Raw genomic sequence first — 20203 nt, forward strand, 5'->3', positions numbered from 1 at the left:
CAATCTGGAGAAATCCCATGTCCCAGAAACCCAATCCTTTCCTTCGCGGCTACTGGAATCTGAAAGTCGTCCGCACGCTGTGCATCAGCTACGACGATGGTAGTCCGCATGTCTGGCGAAACATCCATGCGAGCCAGCAGCATTTCTCCGACGAGGAACTGGTTTCATCCTCCTGCATCGTCACCAGCGATTTTGCGGTGGTCAGCTATGGTCGCGAGCCCGCGAGTTCCGAGGTGCTGGCCGAATGCCATGCCGGCGAAGGCGTCTGCGGTGAAGGCATGATCGACGCCGTGGTCTATGCCATCCAAGGCGAAGATTTCGACGGCCGCCCGCTCCACGTCGCCGACTGCTATTCGGCCGAGGCCGCGCAGGAAGTCGTGCAGCGCCTGAGTTTCGAGACCGGCTACTACAGCCGTTGCTGGGAAATCAGCAGTGCACACATCAGCCACGAAACCGGCCAGTACCTCGCCAACCTGGCAGACCTTGCTACGCCGGAGGCCTTCCTGTTCATCGCCTTCCGGGTTCCGTACAGCCCTGCAATCGGCATCAAGCTGATTTCTACGCCCTGGACGGATGAGAACCTGGAGCACGCTGAAGGCATCAGCGCGCAGCAGCTTCGGCAGGAGCACCGCAGCAAGGGTATGCCGGACGACCTGGCGAACATCCTTGAACTGGCTGGCCAGGCCGATGTGCGCATCCTCATCCTCGATGCCGATGCGCCCGTGTTGCTGGGTCTGCCGCTGACCGAGCCCTAGCAGGCGCGCAACGCGCCAGCTTTCCTCTTTGTCTCCCCAAAGCCGGCCCGACTCCTCGCCAGGAGCCGGGCTGGTCCATTTTCATAGGAGCACCCCCATGTTCCCCGACCTCATCTCTCGCGCACCCGACTTCGAGCACCAACTCGGAGCCTGCGTCAACGCCATGAGCCAGGACGACGCCATCGGCCAAATCCTGGTATTCGAGCGCACGAGCGGCACGCTGCACATGCGCCATATTGCCAGCGTCGACCTGCTGGGCACCGACATCGACGACTACGAGATGGTCGTCTTCGACGGTGGCAACACCAGCGGCGATGCGTGGAAGCACGTTTTCTTTCCACGTCAGCGTGAACACTACTTCGTGTACGAAGCCTGACCCTGCCAGCCCCTCATCCGAGGGGCTGCTTGTTCTCAGGCCTTCGCCACGAACTGCACGGCCACCATCACGCCGGTGACGCACACCTCACCGCCCGCGCTCAGTGTCAGGTCGATGACGGCCTTGCGTCCCTCTAGGGAACACAGCGTGCCTTCGATCAGCAGTTCGACACCGAGGGGCGTAGGCCGCCGGTAGTCCACCTTCAGCGAGCCGGTGACAAAGCGGATCGGCGGGCCGCCGTCACCCATGACACGGCTTTGCGCCCGGTATGCGAAGGCCGCCGCGCTGGCGGTGCCGTGGCAGTCCAGCAACGAGGCCAGCATGCCGCCGTAGACGTTCCCCGGATAGCCACCGCTGTACATCGACGCCGGCGTGAAACGCGCATGGGTCCGTTCCCCGTCGATATAGCTCTTGAGATGGAACCCATGCGGGTTGGCTGGCCCACAGCCGTAGCAGTGCGAGAATTCGGCCGGGTAATGATCCTGGATGGCTTGCATGTCGATCCTTGGTTGAACAATGGCGAGGCTCAAGCCTCCACGGCCAGCCCGGCTGCCTTCCACTCCGGGAAGCCGTCTTCGAGCCGGCGCACCTTGAAGCCCTTGGCGCGCAGCGCCGCCACGGCCTCGAAGGACATGACGCAGTACGGCCCCCGGCAGTAGGCAATGAGTTCGTGGCCCTTGGGCAAGTCGGCCAGGCGCCGCTCCAACTCGTCGGCCGGGATGTTGATGGCGCCGGCCACGTGGCCCAGCGCGTATTCCGCTTCCGGGCGCACGTCCAGCACCGTCACCTGGTCGGCATTCAGGCGCTGTGCCAGCTCCTCGCGCGTGACGGCTTCCAGCGCATCGCGGTCGTGGAAGAAGTCGCGCATCACGCCGCGCACCTCCGCGATGTTGCGTTCGCCCACGCGGCCAAGCGCCTTCAGCAGCGCCACCACCTCGACGTCGCCCGCCAGCCGGTAGAAGACCCGCTTGCCCTGGCGTTCGGCCTCCACCAGCCGCGCGCGCCGCAGCAGTTGTAGGTGGCGCGAGGCGTTGGCCATCGACAGGCCGACCAGTCCAGCCAGGTCTTCGACGCTGCGCGGCCCCTGCGCCATGCCTTCCAGCAGTTCCAGCCGGTGCGCGTGGCCCAGCGCCTGGGCCACGGTGGCCAGGTTCTCAAACACCACGTGCTTGGGACTTTCGGATGAGGTTGACAAGATCGCTTTCATAATTACACAATCAACATATTGATTGAATGATGGCATGATTGCTGTCAAGCAGCAAGTCATTCCCTACAAAGCCATTTTCTCCGCTGAGGCCCCCATGAAAACCCTTCTCATCATCAACGACCCGCCCTACGGCACCGAGCGCATGTACAACGCGCTGCGTCTGGCCTCCAAGCTGCTCAAGGACGCGGCCAACCACGTCAGCGTGTTCCTGATGGCCGATGCCGTCTCGGGCTGCAAGGCCGGGCAGAAGACGCCCGACGGCTACTACAACGTCGAGCGCATGCTGCGCCGCGTGACGAGCAACGCCCAGGGCGAGGTGCTGCTGTGCGGCACATGCCTGGATGCGCGCGGCATCAAGGACGAGGAGGTGATGCCCGGTGCGCGCCGCAGTACCATGGACGAACTGGCCGCAGCCACCGTGGCGGCAGACAAGGTGCTGGTATTCTGATGGCCGGCATCTATCTCGACTACAACGCCAGCACGCCCATAGCGCTGGAAGTGCGGGCGGCCATGCTGCCGCTGCTGGAGATGGCTTACGGCAATCCCTCCAGCGGTCATTTCGCCAGCACCCCGGCCAAGGCGGCGCTGGAACGGGCGCGTGCTCAGGTGGCGGCGCTACTGGGTGCGGCACCCGACGAAATCGTCTTCACCAGCGGCGGCAGCGAGGCCAACAACCTCGCGCTCAAGGGCAGCTTCCTGCCGTCGCTCTTCACAGGCTCGCTGATCGCGCGCTTCGGTGTGCTGCGCATCATGCTCACGGGCGTGGTGCTGTTCATCGGCCACATCCTGACGACGCTCACCGGAACCGGCTTCACGTCCTTCGCCAGCGCACTGGTGCTGCTGGGCGTCGGCTGGAACTTCATGTACATCGGCGGCACCACGCTGCTGACCGGCACCTACACCGCCGCCGAGAAGGGCCGTGCGCAGGCCATCAACGACATGACGATCTTCGCCGTGGGCCTGACCTGTTCCTTCAGCGCCGGCAGACTGCTGCAGGCCCTGGGTTGGCAGACCATGAACGTGGTGCTGATCCCGTGGCTGGTGCTGGCGGCGCTGTCTCTGCTGTGGCTCGGGATGCGCCAGCGGTCGCAAGCCGTGAAGGCGGGTGCATGAGCGCGCAGACAAGCAACGAGGCAGCGGCCGAAGATGCGGCCTACCGCCGCCTGTCCGAGCGCTTCGAGGCCCTGGGCATCGGCGCGAAGGTCGTGCCGTACCCCGAACACACGACCGTCGAGGAAGGCAAGGCACTGCGCGGCGCCATGGCCGGGACATTCACCAAGAACCTGCTGCTCAAGGACAAGAAGGACCGGCACTTCCTGCTGGCGATCCATGAGGATCGGGTACTGGACCTGAAGGCCGTTTCGGCGCTGTTGGGCGGCAAGGGGCACCTGAGTTTCGTGACCGGCGAACGCATGCAGGCGTTGCTCGGCGTGCAGCCGGGTGCGCTGACGCCGCTGGGCCTGTTGCAGGACGAAGAACGCTTGGTGACGGTGGTGGTGGATGCCTCGCTGATGGGTGATGCCCAACTGAACTTCCATCCTCTGCAGCAGACAGAGAGCGTCGGGCTGACGCCCAAGGAGCTGGTGGCCTTTGTGCACTCATGCGGGCGCGAGCCGCTGCTGGTGGATTTCGACGTACCGCTGCCAGCCGCGTAGCGCCTGCGGCACGGGAGAACAGGACATGCAATCCAGAGAACATTGGGATCACGTCTATCGAACCAAGGGGCCGACCGGCGTGAGCTGGTTCCAGCCGCACGCCAGCGATTCGCTGGCGTTGATCCGCGAAACCGGCGTGCCGCTCGATGCGCCGAGCATCGACGTGGGCGGCGGTGCCTCGACGCTGGTGGACGATCTGCTGGACCTGGGCCATACCAGCCTCACCGTACTGGATCTGTCGGGTGCCGCGCTGGCGGCATCCCAGGCCCGGCTGGGCGAGCGCGCCAAGGCGGTGGCCTGGAAGGTCGGGGACATTACAAAGGTCGAGCTACCCGCGCTGGCCTACGACGTGTGGCACGACCGCGCGGTGTTCCACTTCCTGACGGCGCCGCAGGAGCGCCAGGCCTATGTTCGAGCGATGCTGCACGCCCTGCGGCCGGGCGGCTTCGCCATCATCGCCACCTTCGCGGATGACGGGCCGCAGCAGTGCAGCGGATTGCCAGTGGCGCGCTACAGCCCGGACGAGCTGCATGCGCAGTTCGGCGATGCGTTCTCGATGCTGCGGCAGGAGCGGCAAGCGCATCACACGCCCTTCGGGACGGTGCAGCAGTTTGTTTGCTGCCTATTCCAGAAGACGGCCTCATGAAATCTTGAGGAGCGACATGGCATAGGCCATAGGAAGAAACCGGGCGCGGCGCAGTGCTGTTTCCTACGGGCGGGTAGTCTGCTCCAGGGCCATCCTTGGCCCCATGTTCGTCGGCATAGCCGACACATGCCCAGGCAGCCGAGACCTTCGAGGCTGCAAGCGCGAGTAACCGTGCTGGTCGTTTCTTCCTACGGACGCACCGCGTCCATCCACCCACAAGGGATCTCTCCCTTGTGGGCGGGGAATCCCTTGTTTCATCTTCAAGGAGATTTCCCATGGATCGCTCTCTCATCAAGACCCTGATGCCTTCGCTTGTCGCAGGCCATGTCCCCCGCAACGTGCGGTCGTTCAAGTACCGCGTGTTCGATGATCAACCACAGTCCTCGACACTGGGCTTCGCCATTGATCCCAAGCCCTTCGACGGCAAGGTGGTCGCCGCCAACGACGACGCCATCGTCGTCAAGCTCAAGCCCAGCGAGTTCGCGGTGCTCGACCCCAACCTGGTGACTACCGTTCCCAGCGAAGGTGCCAAGGTGCATGTCCAACCGTATGCCCGCCGCCGTTTTGACGGCCTGCGTGCGGACACCCCGGAAGAACGCACGGAGATGACGTCCGACGGCATTCCTTATACCGTCAAGACGCACATCCTCGGCTCCGCGCCGGCCAAGCTGCCCATCCCCGAGCCGAAATGCCCGGAACTGCACGACCTCATCCAGCAACTGGAAGAACTTCCTGCTCCTGATGGTTTTCGGAAGATCACTCACATGCTGGTCGATGCGGGTGCCAAGGACTTCACCTGGGTCGATCCGACGCCCAGCAAAATCATCGAAACTCCGCCCGCCATCAGCTTTTCCGTTTCCACGGCGAAGTTCGAGGGGAGCGTCACCGTGCTCTATGACCGTGCCGGGGACGTGTACGTGATCGAACTGCACCAAGGTGACGAACTGGTCGAACGCATCGACGAGGTGTATTTCGACAGCCTCGGCGAAGTGCTCGCTCATCGGATTGACGACGGGCAATGGCGCCAGATCCGCGTGGACGTCCTCAATGCGAAGGCGACCCGCCCGCGCAAGGCGCTTCCCGCATGACCGGCGAGAACATGGGTGTTTGGGTGATCTATTCGCCCAACGAGTCGGCCATCAGCGATGGCTCAGGCTTCTGGTCCAGCGAGCATGGCTGGGTCGAAATCGACCAGGCCACGCACTTCAGTCCCGCGCAGGCCTGCGACGTGGCGCTGCCAATGGCTACCGGCCATGACGCACGGTTCGTCGCGCTGAGCGAAGCCATGCAGCACTACCGCTGACTCCGCAGCCAACCGGCAACTTGTCCCCACAGGCCCTCCATCCATTCGGTGGAGGGCCTTTTTTTCAGGAGATTCAACCATGTCACTGCGATTCAAAGGCTCCGACCTGCGCCCCATCCTGGCCGAGGCCGTTACCAACCAATGCCGCGTTGTCCTTGCCAAGGATCAGGGTGTGTACTTCCTCGCCGAGCGTGGGGAACGCCATCCCGATGGCCGCGTGAAGCTGCTGGCCTATGCCGTCGGCTGCAACCCGGATACCGACCCGTTCGATGACTGGTGGGAACTGGCGCGCACCGAGCTGGGCGGCGACGACTTCGGCGAGTTCTTCGACCCGAAGGAAGGCGTCTTCGCACGCATCCTGCACGGCACAGACGATTTGATGTTGTCCGCCACCGCAACGCACCTGTCGCTGGAGGTGGTGCCACCGGCGTAGTTCGGCTACTACCGTCCCTCACGGCCCCTTCATGGGGGCTTTCTTTTCTACGCACCGCGGCTGTTGCCGCGCGTGCGCGTTCGTCTCCAGCCGCCATGGCCTGCCGCGTCGGCCCGTCCGCCGACCACCCCACGGAGACGAACCCATGCACGACCCGTTCAAGATTACCCAACCGACCTGCATCAGCTTCTCGGGTGGGCGCACCAGCGCCTACATGCTCTGGCGTGTGTTACAGGCCAATGATGGTCTGCCCGCGGACACTGTGATCTGCTTCGCCAACACTGGCAAGGAAGTGGAAGCAACCCTGCGCTTCGTGCGCGACTGCGCCGAGCACTGGCAGGTGCCGATCCGCTGGCTTGAATACCTGCCCACGGCACCGGGCTTCACGCTGGTGGACTTCGATCGGGCCAGCCGACAGGGCGAGCCGTTCGAGGCACTGATCCGCAAACGCCAGTATCTGCCCAATCCCGTCGCACGTGGCTGCACCACCAGCCTGAAGATCCGCCCGATGCACCACTACCTGCGGAATCTGGTCTGGGAGGACTGGGACCAGATGATCGGCATCCGGGCCGATGAACAACGTCGGGTCGCCAAGATTCGCGCGCGCGGCCATTCCACCGAATCGACCCACGAGACCATGTGCATGCCGCTGGCGGATGCCGGCATCACTGTTCGCGACGTGGGCGCGTTCTGGCAGGCGCAACCGTTCAACCTCGACCTGCTGACAGTGAACGGGCGCACGCTCGAAGGCAACTGCGACCTGTGTTTCTTGAAACCGCTCAGGCAGCGCCTGGCCCTCATCAAGGCCCGTCCGGAGGCTGCTGCGTGGTGGATTCGTATGGAGTCCCTGAACCTGGCGAGCAAGCCCAGCGGGGCGCGGTTCCGCGCTGATGGTCCCAGCTACGCTGACCTGGCGCGCTTTGCTGCCGATCAGGGCGACCTGTTCGACGCCACCGAGGAATCCATCGCCTGCTTCTGCGGCGACTGAGGAAAAGGGATGCCCCCGGATACCGATTGATTGCTGCCTCGCACGCGAGGCCCGGCCATGCTGATCCCATGCCTGCTGACGTTGTCAGCGACATGCCAGGCAACCATCGGTCTTCGAGGTTGCGGCGCAGTTCCTACTGCGTGACCGAGCCAGCTCGCACCGCATCCATCCGCGAGCGACCACCAGTCTCTGGTGGCGGATGCTTTCGCCTTATCAACCCACCGCGGGGTTACGCACCTTTCCCCGCATGCGTGGGGCCGGTGTGTCTCCGCTTCTTCCCTATGGAGATTCACCATGAGCACCACTTCCAACGAGAAATCGTATTTCGACCTCCACACCTCGGGCATCGGCTATATCCAGCGCGCCCGTGAAGTACCCGTCAGGGGCGGCCGCCGTGCGCAGCCTTTCCTGGCATGCACGATCGCCGCGCTGGTCGGTTCCGCCAAGGACCCGACCTACCGTTACTTCGACGTCAAGGTCTCGGGTGCAGAGGCCAAGAAGCTGGTCCAGAGCTATATCGGCGTTGACGATCCCAAGCAGCGTCCGTTGGTGCGCTTTCGCACCGGCGATCTGCGGGGTGATCCCTTCATCCGCGACAAGGGTGACAAGAAGGGCCAGGCCGGCGCGTCCCTCAAGGCACGTCTGCTCAAGTCCGAACTGTTGGATCGGGCCGAACTGGCTTCGATCGAGCAGCATGAACTGATCACCCGCGGCATCGGTTACCTCAGCCGAGTGAAGGACGTTACCCCTAAGGATGGCGATCCCTTCCTGTCGTGCACCATCGCCGCCCTGAGCGGACCTGTCGATGAACCGGAGTACCGGTACTTCGACACCATCGTCGCCACCCCTGAAGCCGAGCATTTGGTTCGCCGGTGCATCCAGGCTATCGAGGGGGACCGCAAGGTGCTGATCAGCTTCAAGTTGAACGACATGAAGATCGATCCGTACATCCGCACCAAGGGCGAGCATGCCGGGGAACCGGGTGCGAACCTCGAATCAACGCTGGTTCACATCGGTCTGATCAAGATCGATGGCACCCAGGTCTATCCGACGAGCCAGGCTCAAGCCGAGGCGCCGCAAGCTGAGGACGCACCCGCGCCCGAAGCCGAGGTTGCCGCCGAAACTGTTGCCGACCAGCCCGCCGAGCGCGAGCCCGCAGGTGAAGTCGAGGAGCAAGAGCCGGCATTGGCTGCTTCGTTCTGATCCGGCATGGCCCCCTCACGGGGCCATGCTTTTTCCTATTCCTCAAGGAGAACCATCATGGCAGCCACAACGGCACCCACAAGATCAGTCTTGCCCATCGTCGTCCCAGGTCAGCTCACGTTGCGGACCATCCGCGGCAAGAACGGGCCGTTCACGGTCGGTCGATTGACCACCCCTATCGGCGAGTTCGCCGTCAAAGACGCGGAGCTGGAGCAGTACCCCGAAGGCAAGTACGACGGGGAGTTCATCATCCGGTACATCTTCGCGAAGTCCTATCCGGTCGCGGGCGGCGCGCGCTTTGAAGTCCGCGCCAACCTCGATGGCATGACGCTCAACGGCATCGACAAACTGAGCCGTGACGAGGCCCGCAGCTTCGCCACCCAGGAAGTCGATCCGCTCGATGAAGAGCAAGGTGCGCAGCCTGCGGCAACGCCGGCCAAGCCCGTCAAAGCATCCAAGCCCGCCAAGCCCGCACCCGTGCAGGCGTCGGCGGACCCGATGGTCGATACCACGCCCTTCGGTGTGGATGCGCCGACGCCTGCTGCGACCGATGCGGCCGCTGCCCACGGCAGTGCCGAAGAAGGCGACGTCGCTCTGTTCGGCATCCTGTGGCCGCTGGGTGAATCCGTAAAACTGGATTCGACCATCGACCGCCGCGCGTTGCGTGCGCAGATCGCCCGTCTGGGTGAACTGGGCTACTCGCTGGACTTCAAGACGCAGGAGTGGAGCCGCCAGGCCGAACTGCAACCTGCGTGATCGCAGACGCCGCATCCGCGGTGTTCTTCATTCACCCGCCGGGGTTCCTCCCCCATGCGGGGGAGCCCCCGGATTTTTCTCTGAAGGTTTCCACCATGTCCACCATCGCTTGCGATACCCCAGTTTCCTCGCTGGATGAATCTGCCTGGCAGGCTGTCTGCAAGACGGCGGCCGAGCAAGCCCAGCGTGGTTGCGGCCTGTCCTGGGACCACTGGGTCACGCTTTTCAGTTCGGAGATCGACATGCAGGCCAGTCGGTTGCCGGAGGACCAGCGCTCTCATGCGCTGGACATCGCAACCCAGGAATGGGACTACGCAACGCCTGCCGAACGGCAGGAAGCCCAGGACTGGAATGCCGAAAACGGCTTCTGCACGCATGGCATCGAACTGGGCTACTGCCCGGCCGGTTGCGGTTCCTAGTCTGCACCAGACTCCATCGCCGCACACACGGCATTCCATCACCCGCTGGGGGTTCTTCCCCACGGGGAGGCCTCCGGCTTAACTTTTTCAGGAGGCCTTTCATGGGCTGGTTTTTCTCACCCCAAGCGCGGTCAGAACTGATCGCGAAATTGATCGAACAGCAGGAGACCGCCGACTGGCGTGAAGGTGTTAGCTCCTACCACGCGCGACGGCGCACACCCTCGGCACCTGCGGCACTCGCCGCGGTGCTGATAGCCTGAGCCAGGAGGGACCGACATGGACCCGATCCTGGCTACGCTCCCGGCCGAGTTGCTGCAGCTCGTCGAAGGGAGTTTGTCTAACGACGAAGCGTCCTCTGACGAGGAAATGCTGAAGCACTTCATCAGCAACGGTTTGACTCTGCCACAGGCTGAACAAGCCTTGACCTATCGAAACCTGTACCTCAACAACATCTACCTGGACGACCAGACACCTATCCGTGTCGGCAATCAGGCGCTTCGCTTCAGTCCGTACAGCCGTTGGATCGAACCGATCTGACGACTGATTTCCCCAGTGCCATGGCAGCGCTTGCCCAAGTGGGCGGTGCTGCTGCAACTCATCCAAGGACACCACCATGAGTCAGCACTACTTCGAGACGGTTCACAAGGAATTCCCCATCACCGTCATGCTCGGCTGGGATCGGCCGCTGCGCTATTTCTTCATGACGATCCGCAAGCCTGCAGAACTGATCGACAGCGCCATGAAGGTCGAGGACGAGGATTTCCTGTACAGCAACCTGCACGAGGAAGACCCGTTCTGCCACGGCCTGGACTACTACCGTGTCGTCCTGGGCCATTTCCACATCGACGTGCCGAGCAGCATGTTCACCGAAGTCCAGAAGGACTATGCGGGGAACGTCGGCAACCGCGTCGTCAAACATGAGGCCGATGGTTCGTTCACCGAACTGGGAGCCTGACGTCACCAGCGACGCAGTCGAGGCATTCGCCCTGGAACTGCGCGTTTTTCATCCCTAACGGGGCATTCACTGCCCCTGCGGGCGGTGCGCCCCTCACATCGAGGAAACCACCATGCCTGCAATTTCATCCGACCAGCCCCTGTACCGCATTGACGAATGCACCGACCTCATGGCCGATGCCTGCGTCTGCGGCGACCAGGGCGATTTGATCTTCCTCTCGGTCTGGGCGCGCGACACCGCCATCCAGCAGTTCATCGGGCGGCTCACCCTGGGCCGCGCCGAGGACGGCCTGGACCAGTTCCACGTCATCACCGATCAGGGCGGCTCGCTGCCCGTGTTCGTCGGCTCGGTCGAGCGCCTGGAAAAGCGCCTGACCCGCAGCTATCGCCGCACGCTGTTCGGCTCGATGGTCAATCTCTGGCTGTTCGACCGGCGCTGCATCCGGCCCGACAAGAGTTCGGCCAGCGCCTTGGCGCTGTTGCCACGCTCTGCGGCCGATCCCACGTCACGCCTGTGGCACCTGGTCAAAGACACGTGCCCGCTGCCGCTGCTGGAGCACTGGCAATCGCCAGTCCTGACGCTGTTGCGTGAGCGCGAGATGCTGCGCTCCCTGCCGGTGGCCCTCGGGCCGCTGCAAGGGTTCCGGCTCGCCATCGACGTTCCGGCGCTCACCAACGCGCTGGGCGACCTCATCCGCCAGGGCGAGCTACCCGCCTATCCCTATCCATCCGCGATCTGGATGCCACAACTGGCGACCGCCTGATCCCCCCCATGCAAGCACGCCCTTGGCGTGCTTGCCCCCAATCCTCTTTCGCCAACCAGGAGACTTCCATGGCACTCATGTTCCCCAGGCTCGCTCGGAATTTTGCCAAGAACGGCTACTACCCGACCGACGAAGCCACGCTCGAAAGAACCCTCAGCGCACTGGCGCCCAGCGACGGGTCGATGTGCATTTGTGATCCCTGCGCCGGCGAAGGCGTCGCCATTGCCGAAGCTGCCCATGCCCTCGGGACTGAGCTGGCCAATGCCTATGCCGTCGAGTTCGACCAGGAACGGGCCAACCATGCCCGGCTGCTGGTCGACCACTGCATCCAAGGTGACCTGATGGACACCATGATCTCGCGGCAGGCCTTCGGCCTCCTGTGGCTCAACCCGCCCTATGGCGATCTCGCAAGGGACGCGAACGGCAACCTGGGCTACGAAGGCAAGGGCCGCGGTCGCCTGGAAAAGCTGTTCTACCAGCGCACGCTGCCCCTGTTGCAGTACGGCGGCATCCTGGTCTTCATCATCCCGATCCACGTGCTGGATCAGGAGATGGTCGGTTGGCTAACACGGCATTTCACGGACCTGTCCGTGTTTCAGGCCGTGGACAAGCAGTTCAAGCAGATCGTGATCTTCGGCCGTCGTGTCCGCCAGCGCGAGCAGGCGGGCGACGAGGTGAAAGCGTCCCGCGCCCGGCTGCTGCAAATCGGCCTGGGCGAACAGGAGGCGGACGAGCTGCCGCCAGAATGGACGCTGCTGCCGTATGTGGTCCCCACGGCCCAGGCTGAACCGGAGTATTTCTACCGGATCAGCATGGAGCCGGAGCAGTTCGCCGACGAAGTGCGGCGCCTCAAAGGCCTGTGGCCCGCGTTCGAGACCCATCTCGGCGCAACCCAGCAGACCCTGCGTGCTCCAGCACGCGCCTTGTCCCAATGGCACCTGGCTCTGGCCCTCGCGGCTGGTGCGATCTCCGGTGTCGTGAAGTCACCCAGCGGCCGCACCCTGGCCGTCAAGGGCGACACCTTCAAGCAGAAGTCTTCCGCAGTGGAGTACCGCGAGCGCGACGATGGCTCACTGGCCGAGACCCGCATCCTCACGGACCGCTTTGTGCCAGTGATTCGGGCCTGGGACTTGACCCCTGACTCGGCCACGCTGGGCCAGGTTCTCACCATCCACTGATCCCCGTGGGCGGCTTGCCGCCCGATCTTCATCACCTGCAAGGAGTATTCCCATGCTGTCCATCTTCCAGGGGCGCAAGCCCCAGGTTCAACCGCTGTTCGCACTGGGCACGCTCAAGCTGAGCGAGAAGGTGCATTGGCTGGCGAGCAAAAGCCTCATCGACCCTTTGCCCTACGTGCAGCGCCATGTGCGCGGCGACTGGGGCGAGGCCAGTGAGGCCGAGCGCCAGTTGAACGACGTCGCGCTGGAACAAGGCGCCCCCATGACGTCGCGTTTTCCGATCACGCCGAGGCTGTTCCTGCTCGTCATCACCAGTGACGACCATCGCACCACGGTCGTGCAACTGCCTGAAGAAGGCGAATTGAATTGAACTGATCGACCTGCGCCCGCATCCGCGACGCGCTTTTTTCCACCCACCGGGGCACTTCACCCCGATGGGGCGAGGTGCCTCTTTTTTTGAAGGAGTTACCTCCATGTCCACCGTTACTCAGCAAGCTTTTCCCAGGTTCAACCCCGGCCAGGTCGTCATGACCTCGGGTATCGCCAGTCTGGTCCAACAAGGCCAGTTCAACCCTCGTCCGTACCTGCTGCGGCATCTGTCCGCCGACTGGGGCGACCTCGACGACAGCGACCGGCGCCAGAACGACGCCGCGTTGAAGTCGGGTGAGGACCGTCTGTTCTCGTCCTACGAGATCGACCCGGGCCTGAAGGTCTGGGTCATCACCGAATGGGATCGCAGCGTCACCACGGTGCTGCTGCCCAGCGAGTACTGATTCTCTGCAACACCGGCCAGATCCTGAATCTGGCCGTCTCTTCCTTCCCACCCAGGGGCATGCCATCGCCCCTTGGGGAGCGGTGCATGCCCCTTTTTTCTGGAGCATCACCATGAATGCACAAGTCATCGAAGCGGCCCCGACCGTAGATCCTTCGTCCCTGGACGGCGACCTGCTCGAACAGGAATCGTCCGAGCTGTCTCTGAGCCTTCAGGACTTCGTTTCCGAGTTCGGAGACGAATTGTTGGAGTCCCTCAACCAGGCGAACCCGCCTGTCTACAGCGGCACGCCGCGCCCGCACCGGCAACTGGTGCTGGCTGGCCTCAAACGCCAGTTGTTCCCCGCCCAGGCCGAGGTCGTGCATGCGGCCTCGGAACTGCTCGTCAACCAAGGCGAGCGGGCTGTTTTTGTCAACGGCGAGATGGGCACCGGCAAGACCACGATCGGCATTGCGCTGGCCGCGGTCCTGCATGCGGAGGGCTATCGCCGCACGCTGGTCCTGAGCCCGCCGCACCTGGTCTACAAGTGGCGCCGGGAGATCCTCGAAACCGTCGCAGGCGCGAAGGTTTGGGTGCTCAATGGCCCGGACACGCTGCTCAAACTCATCAAGCTGCGCGAGCAACTGGGCGTACCTTCGGCGGCGCAAGAGTTTTTCGTCCTCGGTCGTGTCCGCATGAGGATGGGCTTCCATTGGAAGCCTGCCTTCGCACGCAAGCGCACCCGTCACGGCTACGTGGGATGCTGCCCGCACTGCGGGGAGGTCATCACCAACCTCGACGGTGAGCCGTTCAGTGTTCAGGAGCTGGAGGCGGAAGAGTTCCGCCGCAAGTGCAATGGCTGCGGCGGTGCGCTGTGGACGCTGATGCGTCCGCGTTCACTGTCCGGCAGCGACCAGTCCTCGGCCGTGCTGCGTGCCTTGAAGCGTATTCCCACCATCGGCGAAGCCACCGCGCAACGTTTGATGAAGACCTTCGGGGACAGCTTCCTGGCCTCGATGCTCGGCGACAACCTGCACAACTTCATCAACCTGATGGACGCGAGCGGGAAACTGGTCTTCAGCGACCGCCAGGCGCACCGCATGGAGCGGGCCATGGCGAACATGGAGTTCGGCTTCGGTGAGGGTGGCTACCAACCCAGCGAATTTGTGAAGCGGTATCTGCCGCGCAGCACATTCGATTTGCTCATCGCAGACGAGGCCCACGAGTACAAGACCGGGGGCTCGGCGCAAGGCCAGGCGATGGGCGTCATCGCGTCCAAGGTCCGCAAGACGATCTCGCTCACCGGCACCCTGATGGGTGGCTACGCGGAGGACTTGTTCCACCTGCTGTTCCGCGCGCTTCCGGGCCGCATGATCGAGGACGGCTACGTTCCCAGTCGCAACGGCAGCATGAACGCCGCCGCGATGGCCTTTATGAGGGATCACGGTGTTCTCAAGGACATCTATTCCGAGTCCGATGGTCCGGCGCACAAGACGGCCAAGGGCAGCAAGGTCACGGTCAGAACGGTCAAGGCTCCAGGCTTCGGCCCCAAGGGCGTACTGCGCTGCATCCTGCCGTACACCATCTTCCTCAAGCTCAAAGACATCGGCGGTGTGCTGCCGCCGTATGACGAGGAGTTCCGGGAGGTGCCGATGAGCGCCGAGCAAGGCGAGGCGTATCAGAAGCTGGCTTCCAGTCTGACCCAGCAACTCAAGGAGGCCCTGCGCAAGCGGGATACCACCTTGCTGGGCGTGGTCCTCAACACGCTGTTGGCGTGGCCCGACTGCTGCTTCAGGGCAGAGACGGTCCGCCATCCGCGCACGCGCGACGTGCTGGCTTTCACCCCGGCCCAGTTCAACGAGCTGGAGTTGATGCCCAAGGAACGCGAGCTGATCGACATCTGCCGCCAAGAGAAGGAAGCAGGTCGCAAGACCCTGGTGTATTCGGTCTATACCGGCACGCGGGACACCACGAGCCGGCTGAAGATGCTGCTGGAGCAGGAAGGCTTCAAGGTGGCGGTACTGCGCGCAAGCGTGGATGCAAGCCAACGCGAAGACTGGATTGCCGAGCAGATCGAACGGGGTATCGACGTGCTCATCACGAACCCCGAACTCGTCAAGACCGGGTTGGACCTGCTCGAATTCCCCACGATCGTGTTCCTGCAATCGGGGTGGAACGTGTACACGCTGCAGCAGGCCGCGCGCCGCTCGTGGCGTATCGGCCAGAAGCTGGCTGTGAAGGTGATCTACCTGGGGTATGCCGCCTCTTCACAGATGGCATGCCTCGCGTTGATGGCCAAGAAGATCCTCGTATCCCAGAGCACATCGGGCGATGTGCCGGAGTCTGGGCTGGATGTGCTCAACCCGGACGGTGATTCCGTCGAGGTCGCACTGGCCCGGCAACTGGTCGCCGCCTGATCCCCATGCCAACGCCGGCCTAGCGCCGCCGGCTTTTCATTGCTCCCACCTCGCAGCCACGCTCCACGGGCCCCGTGGAGCGTGGCTGCGCATTTTTCAAGCGCAACATCGTCCCGATTTTGAACAGCATGCAGGAGCAGGACGTGACACGTCCGGACATCGCCGGCGCAATGAAGAGAATAGTGCACAAGTCAGCGGACGCCAACCGCACGTTCCGGGGTGATGCGCAAGATGTTCAACCTGGGCGAGGTTGGGGGCTCTTGACAATTTCGATTGGTCCACAGTGAGCGGGTTGACGGCCAACGATGCTTGTCCAGTGCACGGTACACCTGTTGCGGCGCGCGCAATCCCTCCGCCCGCAGATGGTCGAGTAGCGTGTCTGCGCTCGCAGGATTCTCCTCACGCGCAAGTGCGTTGAGCACGAGTGACTGGCGCTTGACCAGCTCAAGAGAGTGCAGCTTGGCTGAGGGCGACATTGCTTCAAACGTTATTTTGTAACGATCATCAGTTTGGCGCTTCTAGCCCACAGAGGAAATATCAGCCCTTGCCTCGGGCTGCGGCATTCAATGGCGTCAATGCTCGTGGGAACGGGGCGATCCCATAGTCCATTCACATGGCCTGGTCGAGCGTATTGACGCGCCAGACTGACTCCAATGCAATTATTATTTATGTTATAACATAACATAAAATTCAATATTAGTTCCTGTGCATGTCGCGATCCATGGAGAGTTCTGTGCAACTGACTATCAACCAGCAACGAGTCCTTACGGCCCTTCGGCAAACCAGCGAGCCTCTCAGCGCATATGCGCTTCTTGATCGGTTGCGCGAGCAGGGTTTCAGTGCACCCATGCAGGTCTATCGAGCTCTGGAGCGTTTGGCCAACGATGGGTTGGTACACCGTCTTGCGACCTTGAATGCGTACGTGCCATGCAATCACACGGTGGACTGCCAACACGGCCTCAGGGCCTTCGCCATCTGCGATCAGTGCGGCCATGTGGATGAGTTTTCTGAGCGTGGCTTGGGACGCTGCATCAACCGTTGGACGAAGAATAAAGCCTTCTCGCTGCTTAGTTCGACTATCGAACTGCATGGCAAATGCGCAGATTGCGCAGGGTCGCAATGACATCTGACCGAGCCGATTGCCCCTGAATATGAAGAAATCAAGATGAAACTGAAGGCAGCCGGCTTCATCGTGGAAGACACGCTCAAAGGCATGGTGGTTCGCCCCAAAGGAAAGGAACTGGCATGACGCGCTGGCCCGCCCGCATGCTGGTGCTGCTGGTGCGCGGCTACCAGTTGTTCATCAGCCCGATGCTCGGCCCGCGCTGCCGGTTCCACCCCACTTGCTCGCAGTACGCCGTCGAAGCCTTGCAAACGCATGGGGCCGTCAAGGGAAGCTGGCTGGCACTGCGGCGCGTGCTGCGCTGCCATCCGCTGCACCCAGGCGGGTATGACCCCGTGCCACCCGCCAAACCCACAACATCATGGACCAAAAAACCATGATCCGCAAAAACCCACGCGGCAATTTGCCACAGATTCATCCCGGCGCCTTCGTCGATCCGACCGCCATCCTGTGTGGCCTCGTGGTTGTCGAGGAAGACGTGTTCATCGGCCCCTATGCGGTCATCTGCGCGGATGAGATGGATGCCGATGGGCACATCGACCCCATCGTGATCGGCGCCCACTCCAACATCCAGGACGGCGTGGTGATCCATTCCAAGTCCGGGGCCAGTGTGCGGATCGGGCAGCGCACTTCCATTGCCCACCGTGCCATCGTGCATGGCCCCTGCGCCATCGGCAACGGCGTCTTCATCGGCTTCAACAGCGTGCTGTTCAACTGCACGGTCGATGACGGTTGCGTGGTTCGCTACAACGCCGTGGTTGATGGCGTGCATCTGCCTTCGGGCTTCTATATGCGCTCGACCGAGCGCATCGGCCCTGAAACCGACCTGGCTGCGCGGCCGCAAGTGCCGGCCGCCGCCAGTGAGTTCTCCGAAGACATGGCACGCACAAACAACGAGCTGGTGCGGGGCTACAAAGCCATTCAAAACGAGTTCTGAACATGGACATCACACACCCTCAACAAGCCATCACGCTGACCTTGCCGGATGGATCGCAGCGCCATTTGAATCATCTTGTCACCGTGGCAAAGGTCGGTTCCTCGAATCGCGGTCACGGGAAATCACTGGAGAAACGTCTTATGCCTGATTCAAGCGAACTCAGAAGCCGGGGCTTGAAGGTCACGGTGCCTCACCTGCAAATCCTGGCAATATTTCAGAAAGCAGATAACGAGAAAAACACATGAACTCCAATACTGATGCATCCCGCTCCATCAAGGCCTCTGTGCCGGTGTCATTGCATGCTAGAACGTCCGTTGAACAGGTAGAGGAAGGCCGGGAACTGGCGCCGAAGTTCGATCAGGATGGCTTGATCACTTGCATCACCACCGATGCAGACAGTGGCGACGTGCTGATGCTGGGCTACATGAACCATGAAGCCTTGGTGAAAACTGTTCAAACTGGGAAAGCGCACTACTGGAGTCGATCGCGGAAAACGCTGTGGCACAAAGGGGCAACCAGCGGCTTGGTGCAGGAAGTCGAAGAAATGCGCGTCGACGATGACCAAGATGCGGTATGGCTACGTGTTCGCGTATCCGGCTCCGGTGCTAGTTGCCACGTCGGCTATCGCTCATGCTTTTACCGGTGCATTCCAGTTGGTAAAGAGCATGGAGCAGGAAAGGAACTGATATTCACCGAATCGAGCAAAACCTTTGATCCCAATCTGATCTACGGAGATGCACCCAACCCGACGCTTCTGTAAGCGTTCCGCTCCAAGAAGTAGTGTGATACCCGTTGGTGCTGGGCGCCCCGGCCATCTGCGAGGATCATCCTCGTCAGGTTGATCGGCTTCTTCGTAAGTGCGAACAAGAGCCACTTATCGTCCAGAGGGTAGCGACCTTCGACGTGATAATGACTTTGGTTTACGCCGGCATCGCTTTGGATTTGGTAGGTGCGGCGCTTATTTCTTCCAGTCGCGTGTCTGGCGTCTTACCTCGGCGCATAGCTGGCTAGGCCAACCATGCTCACAACATCTCTTCTGCGACGTAATGCGAAGCCGAATGGGCAGTCCAAAGTCAGCTGAAAGGTGCCTTAGGAATGCGGGGCGATTCAACGTATTCAGTGCCCGCGCACCTGGCTTTTTGTCTTAAGTGGACAAGTGTTGATGCCGACGATTAGATACAACGGGCAAAAGCGCACTACCCCCGTCAGGAGCGGGATGACGCCCAGCCAGCCCCACCAACCTACTGTGCCTGTAGCGGCTAGTGCGATGAGGGCGACACCGACAAGGATTCGAAGGATGCGGTCCACGCCGCCGACATTGAATTTCATGATTTATCCTGCGTCAGTCAAACAAAAAACGAAGCCAGACACGGCTGAATGTGGATATCGGCGAGGCGCTCACCCGGCAAGCGCGTTGCGGTTCCAGGGCATGCGCATCAGCACGCGGGCGAGCCCGCAGAACCCCGAGACACCCGCAAACACAAGCCCGGCCCCCACAAAGCCCGAGAGCGCATGAAACCACGGCGAGACCGTGGCACCCAGCACCGCCCCGAGCACGATCAATGAGCCTGCGGCGATCTGCACCTGCCGCTGCAGCTCCAGCGGCCGCGAGGCATCGGCCACGACGGGTAGCCCCGCTTTTTTCCACGCGTCCAGCCCGCCTTCCAGTACGTAGGCTTCGCAGGCCGTACAGGCCCCCAGAGCCGACGCGTTCACCCTCGTCCGGTTGCCTGAGCGGCAATGGAAGATGACGGCCGGCGCTCCGTCGAGCGGCATGTCGCCGCTTTGCAGGCGGTCCATGGGGACATGGCGCGCCGCTGCAATGCGTTCGCGGGCGTGTTCGTCCGCGGCACGGATGTCCACAAGGACGGCGCCCTGTTTCACAAGTTCGCTGGCGGCTCGGGGCGAGATGGATTTCAGGGACATGGGGATGGCCTCCGGTGGCGGGTCATGGGCAGAAGATGGTCTTGAGCGTGGCAATGAGCTTTGACACGTCCGGGTTTTCAATGCGGTAGTGCAGGGTCTGTGACTCGCGCCGATAGGCCACCAGGCCTTCCTCGCGCATCTTGGCAAGGTGCTGGGATAAGGCGGACTGGCTCAGCGCCACATACTCGTTCAAGGCACCGACGGTCATCTCTTTTTGCTCGATCAGCAGGCAGAGGATGAGCAGGCGATGCTCGTTGCCGACCGCCCGCAACATGGCTGCGGCCTTGGCCGCACCTTCCTGCAAGAACGATTGGTCTTTTTGGCTCAGCGTCATGGCGATTCATATTTCATTGTTTTCTAATTTAGCATAAACTAATAAACTGTCAACGCACTTCTTCCAAAAATCCAAAGC

The 20203-nt window shown here is 62.3% G+C and carries 31 protein-coding genes; 26 read left to right on the forward strand and 5 right to left on the reverse strand.

Annotated features, from left to right (window positions below; genetic code table 11):
• Window positions 1-17: 17 nt before the first annotated feature.
• Both QMY55_RS22090 and QMY55_RS22095 read left to right on the forward strand, forming a co-directional pair.
• On the forward strand, window positions 18-755 hold the full coding sequence (locus tag QMY55_RS22090) for a DUF5983 family protein (RefSeq protein WP_283486245.1): 738 nt from the start codon (window positions 18-20) through the stop codon (window positions 753-755).
• Window positions 756-852: 97 nt separating this feature from the next.
• Window positions 853-1131 (forward strand): uridylate kinase, encoded by a 279-nt coding sequence (locus QMY55_RS22095; protein ID WP_283486246.1) that lies wholly within the window; start codon window positions 853-855, stop codon window positions 1129-1131.
• 35 nt (window positions 1132-1166) lie between these two features.
• Here QMY55_RS22095 and QMY55_RS22100 read toward each other — a convergent pair whose 3' ends face one another.
• Window positions 1167-1628 carry a PaaI family thioesterase gene (locus tag QMY55_RS22100; RefSeq protein WP_283486247.1) on the reverse strand — a complete coding sequence of 154 codons (462 nt, stop codon included), beginning with the start codon at window positions 1626-1628 and terminating at the stop codon, window positions 1167-1169.
• A gap of 29 nt (window positions 1629-1657) precedes the next feature.
• Window positions 1658-2326 (reverse strand): ArsR/SmtB family transcription factor, encoded by a 669-nt coding sequence (locus QMY55_RS22105; RefSeq protein ID WP_283486248.1) that lies wholly within the window; start codon window positions 2324-2326, stop codon window positions 1658-1660.
• A gap of 106 nt (window positions 2327-2432) precedes the next feature.
• On the opposite strand from QMY55_RS22105, the gene QMY55_RS22110 reads away from it, so the two are divergent.
• The 24 genes from QMY55_RS22110 (at window position 2433) to hisI (ending at window position 18625) form a co-directional block, all read left to right on the forward strand.
• The gene (locus QMY55_RS22110; RefSeq protein ID WP_283486249.1) at window positions 2433-2786 is read left to right on the forward strand and encodes a DsrE/DsrF/TusD sulfur relay family protein; all 354 of its coding nucleotides are present in this window, start codon (window positions 2433-2435) and stop codon (window positions 2784-2786) included.
• A complete protein-coding gene (locus QMY55_RS24855; RefSeq protein ID WP_407650558.1) occupies window positions 2786-3451 on the forward strand; it encodes an aminotransferase class V-fold PLP-dependent enzyme in 666 nt (221 codons plus the stop codon). The genes QMY55_RS22110 and QMY55_RS24855 overlap by 1 nt, the downstream gene beginning before the upstream one ends.
• Window positions 3448-3993, forward strand: a complete 546-nt coding sequence (locus tag QMY55_RS22125; protein ID WP_283486250.1) for a prolyl-tRNA synthetase associated domain-containing protein — start codon at window positions 3448-3450, stop codon at window positions 3991-3993. Before QMY55_RS24855 ends, QMY55_RS22125 begins: the two co-directional genes overlap by 4 nt.
• 25 nt (window positions 3994-4018) lie before the next feature.
• On the forward strand, window positions 4019-4639 hold the full coding sequence (locus QMY55_RS22130; RefSeq protein ID WP_283486251.1) for a class I SAM-dependent methyltransferase: 621 nt from the start codon (window positions 4019-4021) through the stop codon (window positions 4637-4639).
• A gap of 275 nt (window positions 4640-4914) precedes the next feature.
• Window positions 4915-5727, forward strand: a complete 813-nt coding sequence (locus QMY55_RS22135) for a GTPase (RefSeq protein WP_283486252.1) — start codon at window positions 4915-4917, stop codon at window positions 5725-5727.
• Window positions 5724-5942, forward strand: a complete 219-nt coding sequence (locus tag QMY55_RS22140; protein WP_283486253.1) for a hypothetical protein — start codon at window positions 5724-5726, stop codon at window positions 5940-5942. Before QMY55_RS22135 ends, QMY55_RS22140 begins: the two co-directional genes overlap by 4 nt.
• A 79-nt stretch (window positions 5943-6021) precedes the next feature.
• Window positions 6022-6375 carry a DUF3085 domain-containing protein gene (locus tag QMY55_RS22145; protein WP_283486254.1) on the forward strand — a complete coding sequence of 118 codons (354 nt, stop codon included), beginning with the start codon at window positions 6022-6024 and terminating at the stop codon, window positions 6373-6375.
• Window positions 6376-6520: 145 nt separating this feature from the next.
• On the forward strand, window positions 6521-7363 hold the full coding sequence (locus tag QMY55_RS22150) for a phosphoadenosine phosphosulfate reductase domain-containing protein (protein WP_283486255.1): 843 nt from the start codon (window positions 6521-6523) through the stop codon (window positions 7361-7363).
• Window positions 7364-7657: 294 nt separating this feature from the next.
• Complete coding sequence (locus QMY55_RS22155) at window positions 7658-8566, forward strand: DUF3577 domain-containing protein (protein WP_283486256.1); 909 nt, start codon at window positions 7658-7660, stop codon at window positions 8564-8566.
• A 57-nt stretch (window positions 8567-8623) separates the two neighbouring features.
• Window positions 8624-9322 carry a DUF3275 family protein gene (locus tag QMY55_RS22160; protein ID WP_283486257.1) on the forward strand — a complete coding sequence of 233 codons (699 nt, stop codon included), beginning with the start codon at window positions 8624-8626 and terminating at the stop codon, window positions 9320-9322.
• 95 nt (window positions 9323-9417) lie between these two features.
• Complete coding sequence (locus tag QMY55_RS22165) at window positions 9418-9741, forward strand: hypothetical protein (protein WP_283486258.1); 324 nt, start codon at window positions 9418-9420, stop codon at window positions 9739-9741.
• A gap of 101 nt (window positions 9742-9842) precedes the next feature.
• Window positions 9843-10001, forward strand: a complete 159-nt coding sequence (locus QMY55_RS22170; protein WP_283486259.1) for a hypothetical protein — start codon at window positions 9843-9845, stop codon at window positions 9999-10001.
• Between the two features lie 16 nt (window positions 10002-10017).
• Window positions 10018-10278, forward strand: coding sequence for a hypothetical protein (locus QMY55_RS22175; protein WP_283486260.1), 261 nt, complete (start codon window positions 10018-10020; stop codon window positions 10276-10278).
• Between the two features lie 76 nt (window positions 10279-10354).
• On the forward strand, window positions 10355-10696 hold the full coding sequence (locus tag QMY55_RS22180; RefSeq protein WP_283486261.1) for a hypothetical protein: 342 nt from the start codon (window positions 10355-10357) through the stop codon (window positions 10694-10696).
• A 112-nt stretch (window positions 10697-10808) separates the two neighbouring features.
• A complete protein-coding gene (locus tag QMY55_RS22185) occupies window positions 10809-11459 on the forward strand; it encodes a hypothetical protein (protein WP_283486262.1) in 651 nt (216 codons plus the stop codon).
• 68 nt (window positions 11460-11527) lie between these two features.
• On the forward strand, window positions 11528-12637 hold the full coding sequence (locus QMY55_RS22190; protein WP_407650715.1) for a DUF6094 domain-containing protein: 1110 nt from the start codon (window positions 11528-11530) through the stop codon (window positions 12635-12637).
• Between the two features lie 52 nt (window positions 12638-12689).
• Window positions 12690-13007 carry a methyltransferase gene (locus QMY55_RS22195; RefSeq protein WP_283486264.1) on the forward strand — a complete coding sequence of 106 codons (318 nt, stop codon included), beginning with the start codon at window positions 12690-12692 and terminating at the stop codon, window positions 13005-13007.
• Between the two features lie 103 nt (window positions 13008-13110).
• A complete protein-coding gene (locus QMY55_RS22200; protein WP_283486265.1) occupies window positions 13111-13410 on the forward strand; it encodes a hypothetical protein in 300 nt (99 codons plus the stop codon).
• Between the two features lie 112 nt (window positions 13411-13522).
• Window positions 13523-15805: a helicase-related protein gene (locus QMY55_RS22205; RefSeq protein WP_283486266.1), complete on the forward strand. Its 2283-nt coding sequence runs from the start codon at window positions 13523-13525 to the stop codon at window positions 15803-15805.
• A 733-nt stretch (window positions 15806-16538) separates the two neighbouring features.
• Entirely contained in the window at window positions 16539-16928 is a 390-nt protein-coding gene (locus QMY55_RS22215) for a Fur family transcriptional regulator (protein WP_283486267.1), read from the forward strand.
• 122 nt (window positions 16929-17050) lie between these two features.
• On the forward strand, window positions 17051-17308 hold the full coding sequence (gene yidD / locus QMY55_RS22220) for a membrane protein insertion efficiency factor YidD (RefSeq protein WP_283486268.1): 258 nt from the start codon (window positions 17051-17053) through the stop codon (window positions 17306-17308).
• Window positions 17305-17865 carry an LbetaH domain-containing protein gene (locus QMY55_RS22225; RefSeq protein WP_283486269.1) on the forward strand — a complete coding sequence of 187 codons (561 nt, stop codon included), beginning with the start codon at window positions 17305-17307 and terminating at the stop codon, window positions 17863-17865. The genes yidD and QMY55_RS22225 overlap by 4 nt, the downstream gene beginning before the upstream one ends.
• A 2-nt stretch (window positions 17866-17867) precedes the next feature.
• Window positions 17868-18110 carry a hypothetical protein gene (locus QMY55_RS22230; protein WP_283486270.1) on the forward strand — a complete coding sequence of 81 codons (243 nt, stop codon included), beginning with the start codon at window positions 17868-17870 and terminating at the stop codon, window positions 18108-18110.
• On the forward strand, window positions 18107-18625 hold the full coding sequence (gene hisI / locus QMY55_RS22235) for a phosphoribosyl-AMP cyclohydrolase (RefSeq protein ID WP_283486271.1): 519 nt from the start codon (window positions 18107-18109) through the stop codon (window positions 18623-18625). The genes QMY55_RS22230 and hisI overlap by 4 nt, the downstream gene beginning before the upstream one ends.
• A gap of 356 nt (window positions 18626-18981) precedes the next feature.
• Here hisI and QMY55_RS22245 read toward each other — a convergent pair whose 3' ends face one another.
• The 3 genes from QMY55_RS22245 to QMY55_RS22255 all read right to left on the reverse strand — a co-directional run bounded on the left by QMY55_RS22245 (window position 18982) and on the right by QMY55_RS22255 (window position 20125).
• The gene (locus tag QMY55_RS22245) at window positions 18982-19194 is read right to left on the reverse strand and encodes a YgaP family membrane protein (protein WP_283486272.1); all 213 of its coding nucleotides are present in this window, start codon (window positions 19192-19194) and stop codon (window positions 18982-18984) included.
• Between the two features lie 69 nt (window positions 19195-19263).
• On the reverse strand, window positions 19264-19791 hold the full coding sequence (locus QMY55_RS22250) for a rhodanese family protein (protein ID WP_283486273.1): 528 nt from the start codon (window positions 19789-19791) through the stop codon (window positions 19264-19266).
• Window positions 19792-19813: 22 nt separating this feature from the next.
• On the reverse strand, window positions 19814-20125 hold the full coding sequence (locus QMY55_RS22255; RefSeq protein ID WP_283486274.1) for an ArsR/SmtB family transcription factor: 312 nt from the start codon (window positions 20123-20125) through the stop codon (window positions 19814-19816).
• Between the last annotated feature and the right edge of the window lie 78 nt (window positions 20126-20203).

It is taken from the genome of Comamonas resistens (assembly GCF_030064165.1).
Classification (GTDB): Bacteria; Pseudomonadota; Gammaproteobacteria; order Burkholderiales; family Burkholderiaceae_C; genus Comamonas; species Comamonas resistens.

Coding starts and splice junctions, on each gene's coding strand:
- yidD (WP_283486268.1), top strand. CDS start 17,051: ATGACGCGCTGGCCCGCCCGCATGCTGGTGCTGCTGGTGCGCGGCTAC.
- QMY55_RS22160 (WP_283486257.1), top strand. CDS start 8,624: ATGGCAGCCACAACGGCACCCACAAGATCAGTCTTGCCCATCGTCGTC.
- QMY55_RS22225 (WP_283486269.1), top strand. CDS start 17,305: ATGATCCGCAAAAACCCACGCGGCAATTTGCCACAGATTCATCCCGGC.
- hisI (WP_283486271.1), top strand. CDS start 18,107: ATGAACTCCAATACTGATGCATCCCGCTCCATCAAGGCCTCTGTGCCG.
- QMY55_RS22150 (WP_283486255.1), top strand. CDS start 6,521: ATGCACGACCCGTTCAAGATTACCCAACCGACCTGCATCAGCTTCTCG.
- QMY55_RS22090 (WP_283486245.1), top strand. CDS start 18: ATGTCCCAGAAACCCAATCCTTTCCTTCGCGGCTACTGGAATCTGAAA.
- QMY55_RS22195 (WP_283486264.1), top strand. CDS start 12,690: ATGCTGTCCATCTTCCAGGGGCGCAAGCCCCAGGTTCAACCGCTGTTC.
- QMY55_RS22230 (WP_283486270.1), top strand. CDS start 17,868: ATGGACATCACACACCCTCAACAAGCCATCACGCTGACCTTGCCGGAT.
- QMY55_RS22130 (WP_283486251.1), top strand. CDS start 4,019: ATGCAATCCAGAGAACATTGGGATCACGTCTATCGAACCAAGGGGCCG.
- QMY55_RS22245 (WP_283486272.1), bottom strand. CDS start 19,194: ATGAAATTCAATGTCGGCGGCGTGGACCGCATCCTTCGAATCCTTGTC.
- QMY55_RS22110 (WP_283486249.1), top strand. CDS start 2,433: ATGAAAACCCTTCTCATCATCAACGACCCGCCCTACGGCACCGAGCGC.
- QMY55_RS22170 (WP_283486259.1), top strand. CDS start 9,843: ATGGGCTGGTTTTTCTCACCCCAAGCGCGGTCAGAACTGATCGCGAAA.
- QMY55_RS22155 (WP_283486256.1), top strand. CDS start 7,658: ATGAGCACCACTTCCAACGAGAAATCGTATTTCGACCTCCACACCTCG.
- QMY55_RS22205 (WP_283486266.1), top strand. CDS start 13,523: ATGAATGCACAAGTCATCGAAGCGGCCCCGACCGTAGATCCTTCGTCC.
- QMY55_RS22135 (WP_283486252.1), top strand. CDS start 4,915: ATGGATCGCTCTCTCATCAAGACCCTGATGCCTTCGCTTGTCGCAGGC.
- QMY55_RS22190 (WP_407650715.1), top strand. CDS start 11,528: ATGGCACTCATGTTCCCCAGGCTCGCTCGGAATTTTGCCAAGAACGGC.
- QMY55_RS24855 (WP_407650558.1), top strand. CDS start 2,786: ATGGCCGGCATCTATCTCGACTACAACGCCAGCACGCCCATAGCGCTG.
- QMY55_RS22100 (WP_283486247.1), bottom strand. CDS start 1,628: ATGCAAGCCATCCAGGATCATTACCCGGCCGAATTCTCGCACTGCTAC.
- QMY55_RS22200 (WP_283486265.1), top strand. CDS start 13,111: ATGTCCACCGTTACTCAGCAAGCTTTTCCCAGGTTCAACCCCGGCCAG.
- QMY55_RS22095 (WP_283486246.1), top strand. CDS start 853: ATGTTCCCCGACCTCATCTCTCGCGCACCCGACTTCGAGCACCAACTC.
- QMY55_RS22255 (WP_283486274.1), bottom strand. CDS start 20,125: ATGACGCTGAGCCAAAAAGACCAATCGTTCTTGCAGGAAGGTGCGGCC.
- QMY55_RS22125 (WP_283486250.1), top strand. CDS start 3,448: ATGAGCGCGCAGACAAGCAACGAGGCAGCGGCCGAAGATGCGGCCTAC.
- QMY55_RS22165 (WP_283486258.1), top strand. CDS start 9,418: ATGTCCACCATCGCTTGCGATACCCCAGTTTCCTCGCTGGATGAATCT.
- QMY55_RS22175 (WP_283486260.1), top strand. CDS start 10,018: ATGGACCCGATCCTGGCTACGCTCCCGGCCGAGTTGCTGCAGCTCGTC.
- QMY55_RS22250 (WP_283486273.1), bottom strand. CDS start 19,791: ATGTCCCTGAAATCCATCTCGCCCCGAGCCGCCAGCGAACTTGTGAAA.
- QMY55_RS22185 (WP_283486262.1), top strand. CDS start 10,809: ATGCCTGCAATTTCATCCGACCAGCCCCTGTACCGCATTGACGAATGC.
- QMY55_RS22180 (WP_283486261.1), top strand. CDS start 10,355: ATGAGTCAGCACTACTTCGAGACGGTTCACAAGGAATTCCCCATCACC.
- QMY55_RS22140 (WP_283486253.1), top strand. CDS start 5,724: ATGACCGGCGAGAACATGGGTGTTTGGGTGATCTATTCGCCCAACGAG.
- QMY55_RS22145 (WP_283486254.1), top strand. CDS start 6,022: ATGTCACTGCGATTCAAAGGCTCCGACCTGCGCCCCATCCTGGCCGAG.